General features: G+C 73.2%; 16 protein-coding genes. 3 read left to right on the top strand and 13 right to left on the bottom strand.

Annotated features, from left to right (window positions below):
- Window positions 1–837 (top strand): RibD family protein (locus CKO13_RS05595; RefSeq protein WP_338034589.1); only part of this gene is annotated, 837 nt, incomplete at its 5' end.
- Here the strand turns inward: CKO13_RS05595 and CKO13_RS05590 are convergent.
- Window positions 812–2,200, bottom strand: a complete 1,389-nt coding sequence (locus tag CKO13_RS05590) for a class II fumarate hydratase (protein WP_200257685.1) — start codon at window positions 2,198–2,200, stop codon at window positions 812–814. The two genes, CKO13_RS05595 and CKO13_RS05590, sit on opposite strands and share 26 nt — an antisense overlap.
- Window positions 2,201–2,308: 108 nt before the next feature.
- Here CKO13_RS05590 and purB point away from each other — a divergent pair, with 108 nt between their 5' ends.
- Window positions 2,309–3,676: an adenylosuccinate lyase gene (gene purB / locus CKO13_RS05585; RefSeq protein ID WP_200257687.1), complete on the top strand. Its 1,368-nt coding sequence runs from the start codon at window positions 2,309–2,311 to the stop codon at window positions 3,674–3,676.
- A 6-nt stretch (window positions 3,677–3,682) separates the two neighbouring features.
- On the opposite strand, the gene CKO13_RS05580 is transcribed toward purB, so the two are convergent.
- The 12 genes from CKO13_RS05580 to rpoE all read right to left on the bottom strand — a co-directional run bounded on the left by CKO13_RS05580 (window position 3,683) and on the right by rpoE (window position 13,939).
- Window positions 3,683–4,324, bottom strand: a complete 642-nt coding sequence (locus CKO13_RS05580; protein ID WP_200257682.1) for an NUDIX domain-containing protein — start codon at window positions 4,322–4,324, stop codon at window positions 3,683–3,685.
- A gap of 28 nt (window positions 4,325–4,352) precedes the next feature.
- A complete protein-coding gene (gene rlmD / locus CKO13_RS05575; protein ID WP_200257680.1) occupies window positions 4,353–5,669 on the bottom strand; it encodes a 23S rRNA (uracil(1939)-C(5))-methyltransferase RlmD in 1,317 nt (438 codons plus the stop codon).
- On the bottom strand, window positions 5,659–6,432 hold the full coding sequence (locus tag CKO13_RS05570; protein WP_200257678.1) for a ribonuclease H-like domain-containing protein: 774 nt from the start codon (window positions 6,430–6,432) through the stop codon (window positions 5,659–5,661). The genes rlmD and CKO13_RS05570 overlap by 11 nt, the downstream gene beginning before the upstream one ends.
- Window positions 6,429–6,818 (bottom strand): holo-ACP synthase, encoded by a 390-nt coding sequence (gene acpS, locus CKO13_RS05565; RefSeq protein WP_200257677.1) that lies wholly within the window; start codon window positions 6,816–6,818, stop codon window positions 6,429–6,431. Before acpS ends, CKO13_RS05570 begins: the two co-directional genes overlap by 4 nt.
- A complete protein-coding gene (pdxJ, locus tag CKO13_RS05560) occupies window positions 6,815–7,555 on the bottom strand; it encodes a pyridoxine 5'-phosphate synthase (RefSeq protein WP_200257676.1) in 741 nt (246 codons plus the stop codon). Before pdxJ ends, acpS begins: the two co-directional genes overlap by 4 nt.
- A 13-nt stretch (window positions 7,556–7,568) precedes the next feature.
- On the bottom strand, window positions 7,569–8,288 hold the full coding sequence (recO, locus tag CKO13_RS05555; protein WP_200257675.1) for a DNA repair protein RecO: 720 nt from the start codon (window positions 8,286–8,288) through the stop codon (window positions 7,569–7,571).
- Window positions 8,285–9,241 (bottom strand): GTPase Era, encoded by a 957-nt coding sequence (era, locus tag CKO13_RS05550; protein WP_200257674.1) that lies wholly within the window; start codon window positions 9,239–9,241, stop codon window positions 8,285–8,287. The genes recO and era overlap by 4 nt, the downstream gene beginning before the upstream one ends.
- Entirely contained in the window at window positions 9,241–9,927 is a 687-nt protein-coding gene (gene rnc / locus CKO13_RS05545) for a ribonuclease III (protein ID WP_200257673.1), read from the bottom strand. The genes era and rnc overlap by 1 nt, the downstream gene beginning before the upstream one ends.
- Window positions 9,928–9,929: 2 nt before the next feature.
- Window positions 9,930–10,685, bottom strand: a complete 756-nt coding sequence (gene lepB / locus CKO13_RS05540; protein WP_200257672.1) for a signal peptidase I — start codon at window positions 10,683–10,685, stop codon at window positions 9,930–9,932.
- 12 nt (window positions 10,686–10,697) lie between these two features.
- Window positions 10,698–12,497, bottom strand: coding sequence for a translation elongation factor 4 (gene lepA, locus CKO13_RS05535; protein ID WP_200257670.1), 1,800 nt, complete (start codon window positions 12,495–12,497; stop codon window positions 10,698–10,700).
- A gap of 131 nt (window positions 12,498–12,628) precedes the next feature.
- Complete coding sequence (locus CKO13_RS05530) at window positions 12,629–13,324, bottom strand: sigma-E factor negative regulatory protein (protein ID WP_200257668.1); 696 nt, start codon at window positions 13,322–13,324, stop codon at window positions 12,629–12,631.
- 30 nt (window positions 13,325–13,354) lie between these two features.
- Window positions 13,355–13,939 carry an RNA polymerase sigma factor RpoE gene (gene rpoE / locus CKO13_RS05525; RefSeq protein ID WP_200257666.1) on the bottom strand — a complete coding sequence of 195 codons (585 nt, stop codon included), beginning with the start codon at window positions 13,937–13,939 and terminating at the stop codon, window positions 13,355–13,357.
- Between the two features lie 176 nt (window positions 13,940–14,115).
- On the opposite strand from rpoE, the gene nadB reads away from it, so the two are divergent.
- On the top strand, window positions 14,116–15,762 hold the full coding sequence (gene nadB, locus CKO13_RS05520) for an L-aspartate oxidase (protein ID WP_200257665.1): 1,647 nt from the start codon (window positions 14,116–14,118) through the stop codon (window positions 15,760–15,762).
- The last annotated feature ends 39 nt before the right edge of the window (window positions 15,763–15,801 follow it).

Below are 15,801 nucleotides of genomic sequence, written 5' to 3'. Positions count from 1 at the left end.
GCGATGACCGTGCAGCGCCTCTACCCGCCGCCCTGGACGCCGGAGCTCCCCCTCGCCGGGCTCTACCTCGAGCAGCCGCTGCCGCCGGAGCCGGCGCAGGGGGCGTGGCTCTATACGAACTTCGTCACCAGCCTCGACGGCCGGATCAGCCTCGATCACGGCGGCGGCTGCCGGATCCCGGGCAGCATCGCCAACGACCGGGACTGGCGGCTCTTCCAGGAGCTCGCCGCCCGCGCCGACTGCCTGATCACGACGGGGCGCTACCTGCGCGAGCTCGCCGCCGGCTGCGCCCAGGACATCCTCCCCCTCGGCGCGGAGTTCGACGACCTGCGCCGCTGGCGGGAGGCGGCGGGGATGCCGGCGCAGCCGGACGTGGCCATCGTCTCGGCCTCCCTCGACTTCGCCATCCCGCCGCTGCTGCGCGAGCAGGGCCGGCGCCTATGGCTCCTCGCGCCCCGCGAGGCCGCCGCGGAGCGGCTGGCCGCGCACCGGCGGGCGGGCGCCGAGGTGCTCCCCTACCCGGGCGGCGAGCAGGCCGAGGGGGCGGGGATCCGACACGCCCTCGAGCGCCTCGGCTACCGGCGGATCTACTCGGTCGCCGGGCCGCAGCTGGCGCGCACGCTGATCGCCGGCGGCGCCCTGGACACCCTCTTCCTGACGGTCCGCCACCGGGTCATCGGCGGCGCCGCCGGCAGCTTCGAGACCCTCATCGAGGGGGCGCCGCTGACCGGCAGCCAGGCCTTCGAGCTGCGCTGGCTCTACCTCGACCCGGCGCCGGAGGGGGCGGGGCAGCACTTCGCCCGCCTCGACGCTACTCCGGCAGCCCGCCGCGGGTGAGCGACCGGGGGTCGAGCAGCCGCTGAAGCTCCTCCTCGCCGAGGTCGGTCATCTCCCGGGCGACCTCGATGACCGGCCGGCCCTGCTGGTAGGCGCGCTTGGCCACCTCGGCGCCCCGCTCGTAGCCAATGGCCGCGTTCAGGGCCGTGACCAGGATGGGGTTGCGGTCGAGGGCGGCGCGCAGGTTGTCCTCGTTGACGGTGAAGCCGCCGATGGCGTCGCGGCCGAGGATGGTGGCGGCGTTGCTCAGCAGGGCGATGCTCTCGAGCAGGTTGGCGGCGATGACCGGCAGCATGACGTTGAGCTGGAAGTTGCCGGACTGGCCGGCCACCGAGACGGTAGTGTCGTTGCCCATGACCTGGGCGCTGACCATGGCCACCGACTCCGGGACGACCGGGTTGACCTTGCCCGGCATAATGCTCGAGCCGGGCTGCAGCGCCGGCAGGGCGATCTCGCCGAGCCCGGCCAGCGGCCCGCTGTTCATCCAGCGCAGGTCGTTGGCGATCTTCATCAGCGCCACCGCCACGCTGCGCAGCTGCCCGGAGAGCTCGACGGCGCTATCCTGCGAGGAGAGCGCCTCGAAGCGGTTGGCCGCGGGCGCGAAGGGGATCCCCGTCGCCTGGGCCAGCAGCGTGGCCACGCGCTCGCCGAGCTCGGGGTGGGCGTTGATCCCCGTGCCCACCGCCGTGCCGCCCTGCGCCAGGGCGTGGACGCGGGGCAGCGTCGCCTCGATGCGCTCGACCCCGCTGCGCACCTGGGCCGCCCAGCCGGAGAGCTCCTGGCCGAGGGTGACCGGCATCGCGTCCATCAGGTGGGTCCGCCCGGTGGTGGTCACCTCGGCGAGCTCCTCGCTGCGCCGGTCGATCCCGTCGGCGAGCCGGCGCAGCGCCGGCAGCAGGCGGTCGTGCGCCTCCATGGCGGCGCTGACGTGGATCGCCGTGGGGATGACGTCGTTGGAGCTCTGCCCCATATTGACGTGGTCGTTGGGGTGGACGGCGCAGCCGGAGCGCTCGCTGGCGAGCCGGGCGATGACCTCGTTGGCGTTCATGTTGCTCGAGGTCCCGGAGCCCGTCTGGAAGACGTCCACGGGGAAGTGGGCGTCGTAGTCGCCGCGGCTGACGGCCTCGGCGGCGTCGGCGACGGCCTCGGCGATCGCCGGGTCGAGGCCGGCGAGGTCGCGGTTCGCCCGGGCGCAGGCGGCCTTGATCAGCCCCAGCGCCTGGATGAAGGCGCGCGGCATCGGCTTGCCGCTGACGGGGAAGTTCTCCACCGCCCGCTGGGTCTGGGCGCCGTAGAGGGCGTCGGCGGGGACCTGGAGCTCGCCCATGCTGTCGCGCTCGGTCCGGTAACCGTCTTGGCTCATAGGGGTGTTCTCCTCTTGCCTCGGCAGGGCGGGGGGAGGCCCACGCCAAAAATAGACCCAAACATTGTAGAATATATCGGATCACCCATGGCAGCGGAGAGATATCCCGTGGAGCGCGACCCCCTCACCGCCCTCGCCCCCATCGACGGCCGCTACGCCGACAAGACCGACGCCCTGCGGCCGCTGCTCAGCGAGTACGGCCTGATCCGCCACCGCGTGGTCGTCGAGGTCCGCTGGCTGCAGGCGCTCGCCGCCGAGCCGTCGATCGCCGAGGTGCCGGCGCTCAGCGCCGATGGCCAGGCCTTCCTCGAGCGCCTCGTGGCCGAGTTCGGGATCGAGGAGGCCCGCCGGATCAAGGCCATCGAGGCGACGACCAACCACGACGTCAAGGCCGTGGAGTACTTCCTCAAGGAGCGGCTCGCCGAGCACGGCGAGCTCGCCGAGCGCGCCGAGTTCGTCCACTTCGCCTGCACCTCCGAGGACATCAACAACCTCGCCTGGGCCTGCATGCTGCGGGCGAGCCGCGATGAGGTCCTGCTGCCGGCCCTGGACGGCGTCATCGAGCAGCTGCGCGGGCTCGCCCACGCCCACGCCGAGCTGCCCATGCTCTCGCGCACCCACGGCCAGACCGCCTCGCCGACGACCCTCGGCAAGGAGCTGGCCAACGTCGTCCACCGCCTGCGCGAGCAGCGCCGCGCCCTCGCCGAGGTCCAGCCCCTGGGCAAGATCAACGGCGCCGTGGGCAACTTCAACGCCCACCTCGTCGCCTACCCCGAGGTGGACTGGCCCGCCCTGGGCCAGCGCTGCGTCGAGGCGCTGGGCCTGGGCTGGAGCGCCTACACCACGCAGATCGAGCCCCACGACTGGATCGCCGAGCTCTTCGACGCCCTGGGCCGGGTGAACACCGTCCTCCTCGACCTGTGCCGCGATATCTGGGGCTACATCTCCCTCGGCTACTTCGGCCAGCGCCTGGTCGCCGGCGAGGTCGGCTCCTCGACCATGCCCCACAAGGTCAATCCCATCGACTTCGAGAACGCCGAGGGCAACCTCGGGGTGGCCACCGCCCTGCTCGACCACCTCGCCCGCAAGCTGCCGGTCTCGCGCTGGCAGCGCGACCTCAGCGACTCCACGGCGCTGCGCACCGTCAGCCTCGGCGCGGCGCACACCCTGGTGGCGCTGCGCTCGGTGGAGAAGGGGCTGGGCAAGCTCGAGGCCAACCCCGAGCGCATCGAGGCCGACCTCGAGGGCGCCTGGGAGGTGCTCGCCGAGGCCATCCAGACCGTCATGCGCCGCTACGGCGCCGAGCAGCCCTACGAGCAGCTCAAGGGGCTGACCCGCGGCCAGCGCATCGACGAGGCCGCCGTGCGCGCGTTCATCGAGGGCCTCGACCTGCCGGAGGCGGCCAAGGCGCAGCTCCGCGGCCTGACGCCGCAGGCGTACCTCGGCAACGCCGCCGAGCAGGCGCGCCGGGTCTAGGCGGCGTCACCCGGGCTCCTGGGAGGACCAGAGCCCCGCCGTCCAGTCGCCCCCCGCCCACTCCTCCTGGAGCTGGCGCCGGTTCAGCGCGAGCCACTGCAGGGCGATGATCGGCATGGCCGCGCGCATGTGGCCCTCGGCGACGAGGCCGAGGGCCTCGTCGGTGGGCAGGACGTGGGCCCAGATGTCCTCGTGCTCCTCGTCGAGGCCGTGGATCCCGCCGGCGCCGCGGGTGTCGCAGCGCGCGCAGTAGAGCATCACCCGCTCGCTGCTGCCGCCGGGGCTCGGCAGGTAGTCGGCGATCAGGCGCAGGTCGTGGATCGTCAGCCCCGCCTCCTCCTGCGCCTCGCGGACGGCCACGCTGCCCGGCTCCTCGCCGAGCTCGGCCATGCCGGCGATCGTCTCGGTGATCCAGGCCCCGCGCGGGTCGTCGATCCCGCCGACCCGGAACTGCTCGACGAGCACCACCTCGTCGCGCTGCGGGTCGTAGGGCAGGACCGCGACAGCGAGGCCGCGGACCAGGCACTCGCGGCTGAGCGCCGGGCTCATCCCCCCCTCGAACAGGGCGTGGCGCAGGTGGACCCGGTCGAGGCGCAGGTAGCCCTCGTGGCAGCGCTCCCGGGCGAGGATCTCGTAGCGGTGGGCCATAGGCGTGCTCTCCTCAGCAGGGCTCCTTTTATGGGCGGTCGAAGACCGCGAAGCTCTCCACGTGCGCGGTGTGCGGGAACATGTCCATGACCCCGGCGGCGGTGAGCCGATAGCCGTGCTCGTGGACCAGCGTGCCGGCGTCGCGGGCCAGCGTCGCTGGCCCGCAGGAGCAGTAGACGATCCGCCCCGCCCCGGTCGCCGCCGCCGGGGCCAACGCCTCGGCGGCGCCGGAGCGCGGCGGGTCGAGGAGCACGGCGTCGTAGGCCCCGCGGATCGCCGCCAGGCCGGCCTCCGCCGTCAGGTCGCCGACCGCGAAGTCGGCCTCGAGGCCGTTGGCCGCCGCGTTGGCGCGGGCGCGCTCGATCAGGCCGACCTCCCCCTCGACGCCGGTGACCGCCGCCCCCGCCTGGGCCAGCGGCAGGGAGAAGTTGCCGACGCCGCAGAAGAGGTCGAGGATGCGCCGCCCCGGCGCCGGCGCCAGCCACGCCACGGCGCGCTGGACCATGGCCGTGTTCACGGCGGCGTTGATCTGGACGAAGTCCGTCGGCTCGAAGCCGACGGTCACCCCGGACGGCGCCAGGGTGTAGCTCAGCGCCGGCGCCGCCGGCTCGACGGGGGTGATGGTCGACTCGTCGCCGGGCTGGCGCAGCACGGCGAGCCCCGTCTCGCGGGCGAAGGCGGCCAGGGCCTCGAGATCCCCCGCGGTCAGCGGATCGAGGTGGCGGAAGACGAGCGCGGCGGTCTCGTCGCCGCAGGCGACCTCGATCTGGGGGATGCGCTCGGGGATGGAGAGGGAGGCCACCAGCCCGGCGAGGGCCTCGAGCCGCTCGCCGACGCGCGGGTCGAGGACCGGGCAGGCGTCGACGGGGGCGACGAGGGGGCTGTGCTTCTCGCGGAAGCCGACCAGCACCCCGCCCTTCTTCGGCACGTGCTTGACGGCCAGCCGCGCCTTGCGCCGGTAGCCCCAGACCGGCCCGGTCAGCGGCGCCAGGCGCTGCTCGGGGGTGACGCCGCCGATGCGCTCGAGCTGCTCGAGGAGCACGCGCTCCTTGTGGGCGAGCTGCGCCGGCGCCGGCAGGTGCTGCAGGGCGCAGCCGCCGCAGGTGCCGAAGTGCGGGCACCCCGGGGCGATGCGCTCGGCCGCCGGCTCGAGGATCTCGACGGCGCTCCCCTCCCCCCGGGAGCGGCGCAGCTTGGTGTAGCGGAACCGGACCCGCTCGCCGGGCAGGGCGAAGTCGACGAAGACGGGGCGCTCCCGGTCGTGGGTGATCCCCCGCCCCTCGTGGGCGAGGCCGGTGATCCGCGCCTCCACGGGCTCCTTGGGCAGGCGGCGCTTACGCCCCACGCCAGGCCTCCAGGAAGGAGCGCAGGTGGGTGCGGTCCGTGGCCGCCAGGGCGTCGGCGACCTTGCGCGTCTCGCGCTCGTAGCCGTCGGCGTCGAGCACGCCCCGGAAGTGCTGGAAGCGCAGGTAGAGCAGGTAGGTGTTGAGCACGTCGGTCTCGCAGTAGTTGCGTACGGCCTCGATCTCGCCGCGGTCCACGGCCTCGGCTACCGAGGCGCCGCTCATCCCCATCTTGCCGGGCAGCCCGCAGAGCGTGGCCACCTCGTCGAGGGGGGCGGCGGCGCGGGGCTGGAAGCTCGCGAGCACGTCCATGAGGTCGGTATGGCGGTCGTGGTAGCGGTTGAGGTAGTTGTTGAAGCGGAAGCTGCGGTCGCTATCGCCGGTCTCCCAGTAGCGCGGGGCGCTGATGCCGTGGATCAGCGCCCGGTGGTGGAGGACCGGCATGTCGAAGCCCGTCCCGTTCCAGGAGACCAGGTCCGGGACGTAGCGCTCCAGCCCCTCGAAGAAGCGCTGCAGCAGGGCCGGCTCCGCATCGTCGACCTCACCGAGGGACCAGACCCGGAAGCGGTCCCCCACCACCCCGGCCAGCGAGATGGCGACGACGCGGTGCAGGTGGATCCGCGGGAACTCCCGGCCCGTCTCCTGGCGCCGGCGCGCCGCCATGGCGCGGGCGACGTCCTCGTCGCCGAGCTCGCCGAGGCCGTAGACCCGGCGCCCGCCGGCGAGGTCGGGGACGGTCTCGATGTCGAAGGCGAGTACGTTCACGGCGCTCCCCCCTGCACGAGGACCACGAAGGCGACGGCGTAGTCGCGCTCATCGCTGAGGCTCAGCTGCGCGTCGACGACGCCGAGCTGCCCGGCGTGCTGCGCGGCCCCGCCGTGGAGGCGCAGCAGCGGCCTCCCCCGATCATCGTGCTCGACCTCCAGGTCGTGCAAGCCGACATCCGCCCCGATGCCCGTCCCCAGGGCCTTGGCCGCCGCCTCCTTGGCGGCGAAGCGCCGGGCGAGCAGCGCTGCCGGGCTGCCGCTGTCGCGGTAGCCGGCGAGCTCCCCGGCGGTCAGGATCCGCTGGGCGAGGCGCTCGCCGTGGCGGCGCAGGGCGCCGGCGATGCGCTCGACGGCGACGATATCGGTGCCGATGCCGGCGATCACGCCGCCCTCACCGCCCGCATCCGCCGGCGCATCTCGGCGACCGCCGGCGCCAGCCCCTCGAAGACGGCCCGGGCGACGATGGCGTGGCCGATGTTGAGCTCGGCGATGGCCGGGAGCGCCGCCACGGCCTCGACGTTGTGGTAGTGGAGGCCGTGGCCGGCGTTGACCTGCAGGCCGGCCCGCCGGGCGCGCTCGGCGGCCTCGCGCAGGCGCTCGAGCTCGGCCTGCTGCCCGGCGCGGTCGGCGGCCTCGGCGTAGGCGCCGGTGTGCAGCTCCACGGTCGGGGCGCCTGCGGCGGCGGCGGCGTCGATCTGCCCCGGCTCGGGGTCGATGAACAGCGAGACGCGGATCCCGGCCGCGGCCAGCCGCCGGCAGGCCGCGGCGATGCGCTGCGGCTCCCCCGCGACGTCGAGCCCCCCCTCGGTGGTCAGCTCGGCGCGGCGCTCGGGGACCAGGCAGCAGTCCGCCGGCTGCAGGCGGCAGGCGGTGGCGACGATCTCCTCCTCGACCGCCATCTCGAGGTTGACCCGCGTCTGGACGTGCTCGAGCAGCGCCGCCACGTCGCGGTCCTGGACGTGGCGCCGGTCCTCGCGCAGGTGGACGGTGATGGCGTCGGCCCCGCCGCGCTCGGCCTCGGCGGCGGCGTGGAGCAGGTCCGGGTAGCGGGTGCCGCGGGCCTGGCGCAGGGTGGCGACGTGATCGATGTTGACGCCGAGCTGGATGGGGGTGCTAGGCATGGTCTCCTTCCGTTCACTGGTGTGGCTTGCGGAACGAGCGGAACAGCTCGCGGCTGCGCAGGCGCCGGCCGCCGAGGCGGTGGCTGAGCACCGTGCGCATGAGCCGCCGCGCCTCGCTGCGCACGGGCTCCTCGGCCAGGCCCTCGCCGGTGGCCAGGGCGAGCAGGGTCGCCCCGTGGAGGCAGGCGCCGCCCGCCTCACCCGCCTCGTCGGGCTCGAGCGGCTCGGGGCCGCGCTCCGGGGCGTAGCGGTAGGGGCGCTCGGCGGCGATCGGCGCCCCGTGGACGTCCTCCTCGAGGCGCAGGCCGTAGCCGCTCTCGGCGAGCAGGGCCAGCTCGAAGCGCCGCAGGGCCGGCTCGGCGGGGCCGGTGAGGGCGTCGAGGCCCACCGCATAGGCCTCCCAGGTCCGCGGGTGCGGGTCCTCGCGGCGGGTCATCGCCAGGAGCAGCTCGGCCATGTAGAAGCCGCACGCCAGGGCCTCGCCGCGGAGCCGATAGCCCGCCCCCGCCTGCTCGAGGTCGGTGATCGTCTTCAGCTCGCCGCGCCCGCGCCAGGCCGCGTGCAGCGGCACGAACGGCTCGAGCAGCCCGCCCCAGCCGCGCCGCCGCGCCCCGCGGGCGACGGCGCCGAGGCGGCCGTGCTCGCGGGTGAAGAGCTCGACGAGGGCGCCGGTCTCGCCGTAGGGGCGCCGGTGCAGGACCCAGGCGGGGCAGTGGGCCTCGGGCGCGCTCAATCCGTGTACCCGAACCGCTGCAGCGCCCGCTGATCGTCGGTCCAGCGCTCCTTGACCTTGGTCCACAGGTCGAGATGGACCCGCTCGCCGAGCAGGGACTCCATCTCCAGCCGCGCCCGGCGGCCGATCTTCTTCAGCCGCTTGCCCTCGCGGCCGATGACGATGGGCTTCTGGCCCTCGCTCTCGACCCAGATGACCGCCGCCACCCGGAGCAGGCCGCCGTCGCGCTCCAGGCCCTCCACCTGCACGGTGGTCGCGTAGGGGAGCTCGTCGCCGAGGGCGAGCATGAGCTGCTCGCGGACCAGCTCGCCGAGCCGGAAGGCGAGGTCCCGGTCGGTGAGCTGGTCCGCCGGGAACAGCGGCGGGCCCGCGGGCAGCCGCTGGACCACCTCCTGCTCGAGCGCCTCGAGGTTCTCCCCGCGGGTCGCCGAGACGGGCACCAGGGCAGCGAAGTCGCGCCGCCCCTGGAGCCGCTCCATATGGGGCAGGAGCCGGCGCTTGTCCGGGATGCGGTCCACCTGGTTGATCGCCAGCACCACGGGGGCGCTGACGCCCTCGAGGCTCTCGAGCACGCGCTCGTCCTCCGAGCGCCACTCCAGGCCGCGGGTGACGAGGACGACGACGTCGATATCTTCCAGCGCCCCGAGGGCCGCGCGGTTAAGCTGGCGGTTGAGGGCGCGCTTGCCGCGCTCGTGCAGCCCCGGCGTATCGACGAAGACCGCCTGCGCCCCGGGCCGGTTGGCCACCCCGAGGATGCGGTGGCGCGTCGTCTGCGGCTTGCGGGTGACGATGCTCACCTTCTCGCCGAGCAGGGCGTTGAGGAGGGTCGACTTGCCCACGTTCGGCCGGCCGACCAGGGCGCAGAGGCCGCTGTGCTCGAGCTCGGCGACCTCGCCGGCGAGGCCGCCGCCGGGCTGGGTGGTCTCCTCGCGGCTCGGGTCCTGCTCGGGCATCACTCTCCTCTCCTCTCGGCGCCGATCTCGGCGAGCATCGCCGCGGCGGCCTGCTGCTCCGCCTGCCGCCGGCTGCCGGCCTCGCCGACGGTGGCCAGCTCGCTATCGCCGAGCCGGCACTCGACGCGGAAGCTCTGGTGGTGGGCCTGGCCCTGGGTCTCGAGGACCCGGTAGGCGGGCAGGGGCCGGTGGATCGACTGCAGGGCCTCCTGCAGCCGCGTCTTGGGATCCTTGAGCACCCCCTCGCTCGGCAGGGACTCGAGGCGCGCGTGGTAGAGGCCGGTGATCGTCGCCGCGGCGGTGGCGAAGTCGCTGTCGAGGTAGACGGCGCCGAAGACCGCCTCGAGGGCGTCGGCGAGGATCGAGTCGCGCCGGTGGCCGCCGCTCTTGAGCTCGCCGCCGCCGAGGCGCAGGTGCCGGCCGAGGCCGATCTGCCGGGCGATCTCGGCCAGGCTCGAGCGGTTGACGAGGCTGGCGCGCAGCCGCGACAGGGCCCCCTCGCTGTCGCCGGGGCGGCGCCGGAAGATGGCGTCGGCGATGACGAAGTTGAGGACCGAGTCGCCGAGGAACTCCATGCGCTCGTTGTGCCGCGAGCTGGCGCTGCGGTGGGTGAGCGCCTCCTGCAGGCGGCCGGGGTCGTGGAAGCGGTAGCCGAGGCTCCCTTGCAGCTCTTCCAGGTCGGACATCGTCAATCGATCCAGTTGCCGATGCGTTGCCAGGCGATGCGGCCCTGCTGCGGATCCCAGCTCATCCAGATGAGGAAGGCCTCCCCGACGAGGTACTGGTCGGCCACCGGCCCCCAGAAGCGGCTGTCGGCGCTGCGGTCGCGGTTGTCGCCGATGACGAAGTAGCTGCCCTCGGGCACGGTGTACTCGAAGTCCTGGGACGGCGACTCGCGGTGGTGGAGGATGCGGTGCGCCTCGCCGCCGATGCGCTCGCGCAGCACCCAGGCGCGGCCGTCGGCCTGGAGCCCGGCGTAGCGCTGCCGCCCGCCCTGCTCGAGCGCCTCGCCGTTGACGTAGAGGGTGCGGTCCTCGTAGCGGATCTCGTCGCCCGGCAGGCCGATGACCCGCTTGATGTAGTCCTCGCCCGGGTCCCGCGGGTAGCGGAAGACGGCGACGTCGCCGCGCTCGGGCTCGCCGCCGCCGGCGATCCGCGTGCCGAGCACGGGCAGGCGCAGGCCGTAGGCCGCCTTGTTGACGAGGATGAAGTCGCCAGTATGCAGCGTCGGCAGCATCGAGCCGGAGGGGATGCGGAACGGCTCGGCGACGAAGGAGCGCACCAGGAGGACGATCAGGATCACGGGGAAGAGCGAGCGCGGCAGGTCGATATACCACGGGTCCTGCCGCCGGTCGATGCCCTCGCGGCGGCGCAGCCACCGGTCCCAGCCCCAGACGAGGCCGGTGATCAGGGTCAGGAGGACGAGGAGGAGCTCGAAGTCCATGCCGCGATCCGCCTAGTCGTCGGAGTGGTCCACGCGCAGCACGGCGAGGAAGGCGTCCTGCGGGATGTCGACCTTGCCGACCTGCTTCATCCGCTTCTTGCCCTCCTTCTGCTTCTCGAGGAGCTTGCGCTTGCGCGTGGCGTCGCCGCCGTAGCACTTGGCGGTGACGTTCTTGCGCATCGCCTTGACCGTGCTGCGGGCGATGATGTGGCTGCCGATGGCCGCCTGGATGGGGATCTCGAACATCTGCCGCGGGATGAGCTCCTTGAGCCGCTCCACCAGGGCCCGGCCGCGGTGGTAGGCGTGCTCGCGGTGGACGATGTTCGACAGGGCGTCGACCCGCTCGCCGTTGATCAGGATATCGAGCTTGACCAGGTCGTCGGCCTGGAAGCGCTTGAGCTCGTAGTCGAAGGAGGCGAACCCGCGCGAGGCGGACTTGAGCCGGTCGAAGAAGTCGAGGACGACCTCGCTGAGCGGCATCTCGTAGGTCAGCGAGATCTGCCGGCCGACGTAGTGCATCGCCTTCTGCACGCCGCGCTTCTCCTCGCAGAGGGCGAGGACGTTGCCGATGTGCTCCTCGGGGACGAGGATGCTCGCCTCGATGATCGGCTCGCGGATCTCCTCGATCTCGGCGTTGGCCGGCAGGTTGGCCGGGTTGTCGACGGAGAGCTCCTCGCCGGACTTGGTCACGACGTGGTGGACCACCGTCGGCGCCGTGGTCACCAGGTCGAGGTCGTACTCACGCTCGAGCCGCTCCTGGATGATCTCCATGTGGAGCATGCCGAGGAAGCCGCAGCGGAAGCCGAAGCCGAGGGCGTGGGAGCTCTCGGGCTCGTAGTTGAGCGCCGAGTCGTTGAGCCGCAGCTTGCCGAGCGCCGTGCGCAGGGCCTCGAAGTCGTCCGAGGTGCTCGGGAAGAGCCCGGCGAACACGCGCGGCTGGACCTGCTTGAAGCCGGGCACGGGCGCGGCGGCCGGCTCGTTGGCGCGGGTGAGCGTCGCCCCCACCGGGGCGCCGTCGATGTCCTTGATCCCGGCGACCACGTAGCCGACCTGCCCCGGGAGCAGCCGCTCGCGCGGGGTGCGCTTGGGGGTGAAGATCCCCAGCTCGGCGATCTGGAACTCCCGGCCGGTGGCCATGACGCGGATGCGGTCGCCCCGGCGCAGCTCGCCGTCGAAGACCCGGGCGAGGGTCACGACGCCGAGGTAGTTGTCGAACCAGGAGTCCATGATCAGCGCCTTGAGCGGCCCCTGGGGATCCCCCTGCGGCGGCGGCACCCGCTGGACCAGCGCCTCGAGCAGGTCCTCGACGCCCTGGCCGGTCTTGGCGCTGACCATCAGCGCCTCGGCGCCGTCGAGCCCGATGAGCTCCTCCATCTGCTCGAGGACCTGCTCCGGCTCCGCCGAGGGCAGGTCGATCTTGTTGAGCACGGGGATGATCTCCAGGTCCTGGTCGATGGCCGTGTAGCAGTTGGCCACGCTCTGCGCCTCCACGCCCTGGGAGGCGTCCACCACCACCAGCGCCCCCTCGCAGGCGGCGAGCGAGCGCGAGACCTCGTAGGAGAAGTCGACGTGCCCCGGGGTGTCGATGAAGTTGAGCTCGTAGGTCTGCCCGTCGCGGGCGTGGTACTGCAGGGAGACGCTCTGCGCCTTGATGGTGATCCCGCGCTCGCGCTCGAGCTCCATCGAGTCGAGGACCTGCTCGTTCATCTCCCGGTCGCTCAGCGTGCCGGCGACTTGGATGAACCGATCCGAGAGGGTCGATTTGCCGTGGTCGATATGCGCGATGATCGAGAAGTTGCGGATATTCTCCATGCCGTCGCCGTGTCCTCACCTCGCCGGCTCCAACGAAAAGCGCCGTCCGAGCCCGGACGGCGCGACTATTCTACGCGTTTATGCCTCGCAAGGCATGGCGGCGCCCCCCGGGGGGGCGCGCTCCAAGGCTGCTACCGGCCCTCCGGCGTCTGCGCCCGCTGGATCGTACCGTCAGGGTAGCCGGCGCCGAGCTGATAGGGGTAATCGACCAGGAACGGCTGCAGCCGGGAGGGCATCGACTCGGGCAGCTGCGCGGCACTACGCTGCGGCTGCTCCGCGGGGCGGCTGAGGCGCGGGAGCTCGCGCCCCGCCTGGGGCCAGGCGCCGGGGATCTGCCCCCCCTCGCCGAAGGTGGCCACGGTCTCCCAGTCCGCGGCAGGCGCCTGCCTGGGCGCCTCCTGGCGCGGGCTCGGCTGGCCCTGCACGCTCGCCGGCACCCCGGCGCCCGGGGCGCCCGGCGCCGGCTGCGGGGCGCGCTCGCCGCCGCCTTGCCACCACAGCACCGTGACGGCGGCCACGGTGGCCGCGACCGCGCCGCCGAGCAGGGAGCGCCGCGAGCCCCTCGCCCGCGCGGCGGGGGGGCGCTGATGGGCCGGCTCCTCGGCTAGCGCCTCCCGCACCCGCTCGCTGAGCTGCGGGCCCGGCTGCGGCGGGAGGCTGCGCTGCAGCGCATCGCGCATGAGGTAGTAGCGCGCCAGGCGCGAGCGCAGCCGCTCGTCGTGGCCGATCCGGCGCAGCAGGAACCGCCGCTCGTCCGGGGTGAGCTCCCCGTCGACGAACGCCGAGAGCGCCTCCTCTACGCTATCGTCGTTATGCTCTAGCGACATACCCTGACCCCTCTTGCTGGCGTCCAAACGTCAAGCCTCGCCGGTCAGCTGCCGCAGGCGCTTATCGATCGCCTCTCGGGCCCGAAAGATGCGCGAGCGGACCGTGCCCACCGGGCACTCCATGGCCTGCGCGATCTCCTGGTAGCTCAGCCCCTCGAGCTCGCGCAGGGTGACCGCGGTTCGAAGCTCCTCGGGCAGCGCCTCGATGGCCTCGATGACCGTACGCTCGACCTCGTCGCGGTGGAAGACCGCCTCCGGCGTATCCTGGTCCCGAAGCACCGTGTTGATATCGAAGCGCTCCGCATCCTCGGCATCGACGTCGGAGTCCGGCGGCCGGCGCCCCTGGGCGACCAGGTGGTTCTTGGCCGTATTGACCCCGATCCGGTAGAGCCAGGTGTAGAAGCTGCTCTCCCCCCGGAAGTTCGGGATCGCCCGGTACGCCCGGATGAACGCCTCCTGCGCGACGTCCAGCGCCTCCTGCGGATCGCGCACGTAGCGCGTGATCAGCTTGACCAGCCGCTGCTGATACCGCAGCACCAGCACATCGAAGGCCTGCTTGTCCCCGGCCTGCACGCGCGCCACGAGATCACGGTCGGAATCCGTGGGCGTCGTCATCACCGCCGGCGCCCTCCGTCCGAGCGCCGGTCTGTAAAGCAGTAGACACTCCAGTCCGGGGCGAGTTCGCGCACAGCTAGGGCATTGCGGATTGTCAGGGGTGGGTGATTTGCCGCAGCCAGCGCGGCGTGCGAAGCTTAGCACCCTATCCGATGGAGCCGTGACAGCGCAAGCAAATGCCGGATTCACAAGCAGGTTACGACGTTCTGGTCATCGGCAGCGGCCTCGCCGGCCTGACCGTGGCCCTGCAGCTGCCGGAGCGCCTGCGGGTCGGGGTCCTCTCCAAGGGCACCCTGACCGAGGGGGCGACCCCCTACGCCCAGGGCGGGGTCTCCGCGGCCCTCGACGCCGCCGACTCCGTGGCCGCCCACGTCCACGACACCCTCGAGGCCGGCGCCGGGCTGAGCGACCCGCAGATCAGCGAGCTCGTCGCCGAGCGCGCGCGAGGGGCCATCGAGTGGCTGGTCGAGCAGGAGGTCCCCTTCTCCCGGACGGGCAACGGGGAGAGCGGCACCGCGGGGCTGCACCTCCACCGCGAGGGCGGGCACAGCCACCGCCGGGTGGTCCACGCCGAGGACGCCACCGGGGCGGCCATCTCCCGCAGCCTCTCCAGCATCGTCGCCGAGCGCGGCAATATCGATCTGCTCGAGCGGCGCTACGCCGTGGACCTGATCACCGGCGCCCGGCTCGGCCAGGCCGAGGACCGCTGCCTGGGGGCCTACGTGCTCAACGCCGCGAGCGGCCGGGTCGAGGCGATCGGGGCGCCCGCCGTCGTGCTCGCCTGCGGCGGGGCGAGCAAGGTCTACCTCTACTCGACGAGCCCCTACGCGGCCACCGGCGACGGCATCGCCATGGCGTGGCGCGCCGGCTGCCGCGTGGCGAACCTCGAGTTCAACCAGTTCCACCCCACCTGCCTCTACCACCCCGAGGAGCGCTCCTTCCTGATCAGCGAGGCGGTCCGCGGCGAGGGCGGCCGCCTGCTGCTGCCCGAAGGGAGCCGCTTCATGGAGCGCTTCGACGAGCGCGGCGAGCTCGCCCCGCGGGACGTCGTCGCCCGGGCCATCGACCACGAGATGAAGCGCCTCGGGGCGGAGTGCCTCTACCTCGACATCAGCCACCGCCCGGCGGCGCTCATCCGCGAGCGCTTCCCGACGATCTACCAGCGCTGCTACGGGCTCGGCTTCGACATGACCCGCGAGCCGCTGCCCATCGTCCCGGCGGCGCACTACACCTGCGGCGGCGTGGTGGCCGACGCCGCCGGGCGCACCGACCTCCCCGGCCTGTACGCCGTCGGCGAGACCGCCTGCACCGGGCTGCACGGCGCCAACCGCCTGGCGAGCAACTCCCTGCTCGAGTGCCTGGTCTTCGGCGCCGAGGCGGCGCGGGAGATCGCCGCGGCGCAGCCGCAGCGCGCCGGCCTGCCCGCGTTGCCGCCGTGGGACGAGAGCCGGGTGACCGACTCCGACGAGCAGGTGGTGGTCAGCCACAACTGGGCGGAGCTGCGCCGGGCGATGTGGAACTACGTCGGCATCGTGCGCACCGATCGGCGCCTCGAGCGGGCCGCCCGGCGCATCGACCTGCTCTCCCGGGAGATCCACGAGTACTACAGCAACTTCCGCCTCAGCAGCGACCTCATCGAGCTGCGCAACCTCGTGCAGGTGGCGCAGCTCACGGTGCGCTGCGCCGGCCGGCGGCGCGAGAGCCGCGGCCTCCACTACACCCTCGACTTCCCCGCCCCCGACCCGGAGCAGTGCGCGCCCACCCGGCTCGTGCCGCGGCGGCCAGGGCCCTTCGCGCCCCGGCGAGGTGCCGGCGGCACGTAGCGGGCTGAGGCGCGGGCCGGCTGTAGAGGCCGGCTGTAG

It is taken from the genome of Halorhodospira neutriphila (assembly GCF_016584055.1).
GTDB classification, from domain to species: Bacteria; Pseudomonadota; Gammaproteobacteria; order Nitrococcales; family Halorhodospiraceae; genus Halorhodospira; species Halorhodospira neutriphila.
Note: the sequence above shows the minus strand (reverse complement) of the source record. Positions and strands in the feature narration are given on the sequence as shown.

Coding starts and splice junctions, on each gene's coding strand:
- CKO13_RS05590 (WP_200257685.1), bottom strand. CDS start 2,200: ATGAGCCAAGACGGTTACCGGACCGAGCGCGACAGCATGGGCGAGCTC.
- CKO13_RS05580 (WP_200257682.1), bottom strand. CDS start 4,324: ATGGCCCACCGCTACGAGATCCTCGCCCGGGAGCGCTGCCACGAGGGC.
- pdxJ (WP_200257676.1), bottom strand. CDS start 7,555: ATGCCTAGCACCCCCATCCAGCTCGGCGTCAACATCGATCACGTCGCC.
- era (WP_200257674.1), bottom strand. CDS start 9,241: ATGCCCGAGCAGGACCCGAGCCGCGAGGAGACCACCCAGCCCGGCGGC.
- rnc (WP_200257673.1), bottom strand. CDS start 9,927: ATGTCCGACCTGGAAGAGCTGCAAGGGAGCCTCGGCTACCGCTTCCAC.
- lepB (WP_200257672.1), bottom strand. CDS start 10,685: ATGGACTTCGAGCTCCTCCTCGTCCTCCTGACCCTGATCACCGGCCTC.
- lepA (WP_200257670.1), bottom strand. CDS start 12,497: ATGGAGAATATCCGCAACTTCTCGATCATCGCGCATATCGACCACGGC.
- CKO13_RS05530 (WP_200257668.1), bottom strand. CDS start 13,324: ATGTCGCTAGAGCATAACGACGATAGCGTAGAGGAGGCGCTCTCGGCG.
- rpoE (WP_200257666.1), bottom strand. CDS start 13,939: ATGACGACGCCCACGGATTCCGACCGTGATCTCGTGGCGCGCGTGCAG.
- nadB (WP_200257665.1), top strand. CDS start 14,116: ATGCCGGATTCACAAGCAGGTTACGACGTTCTGGTCATCGGCAGCGGC.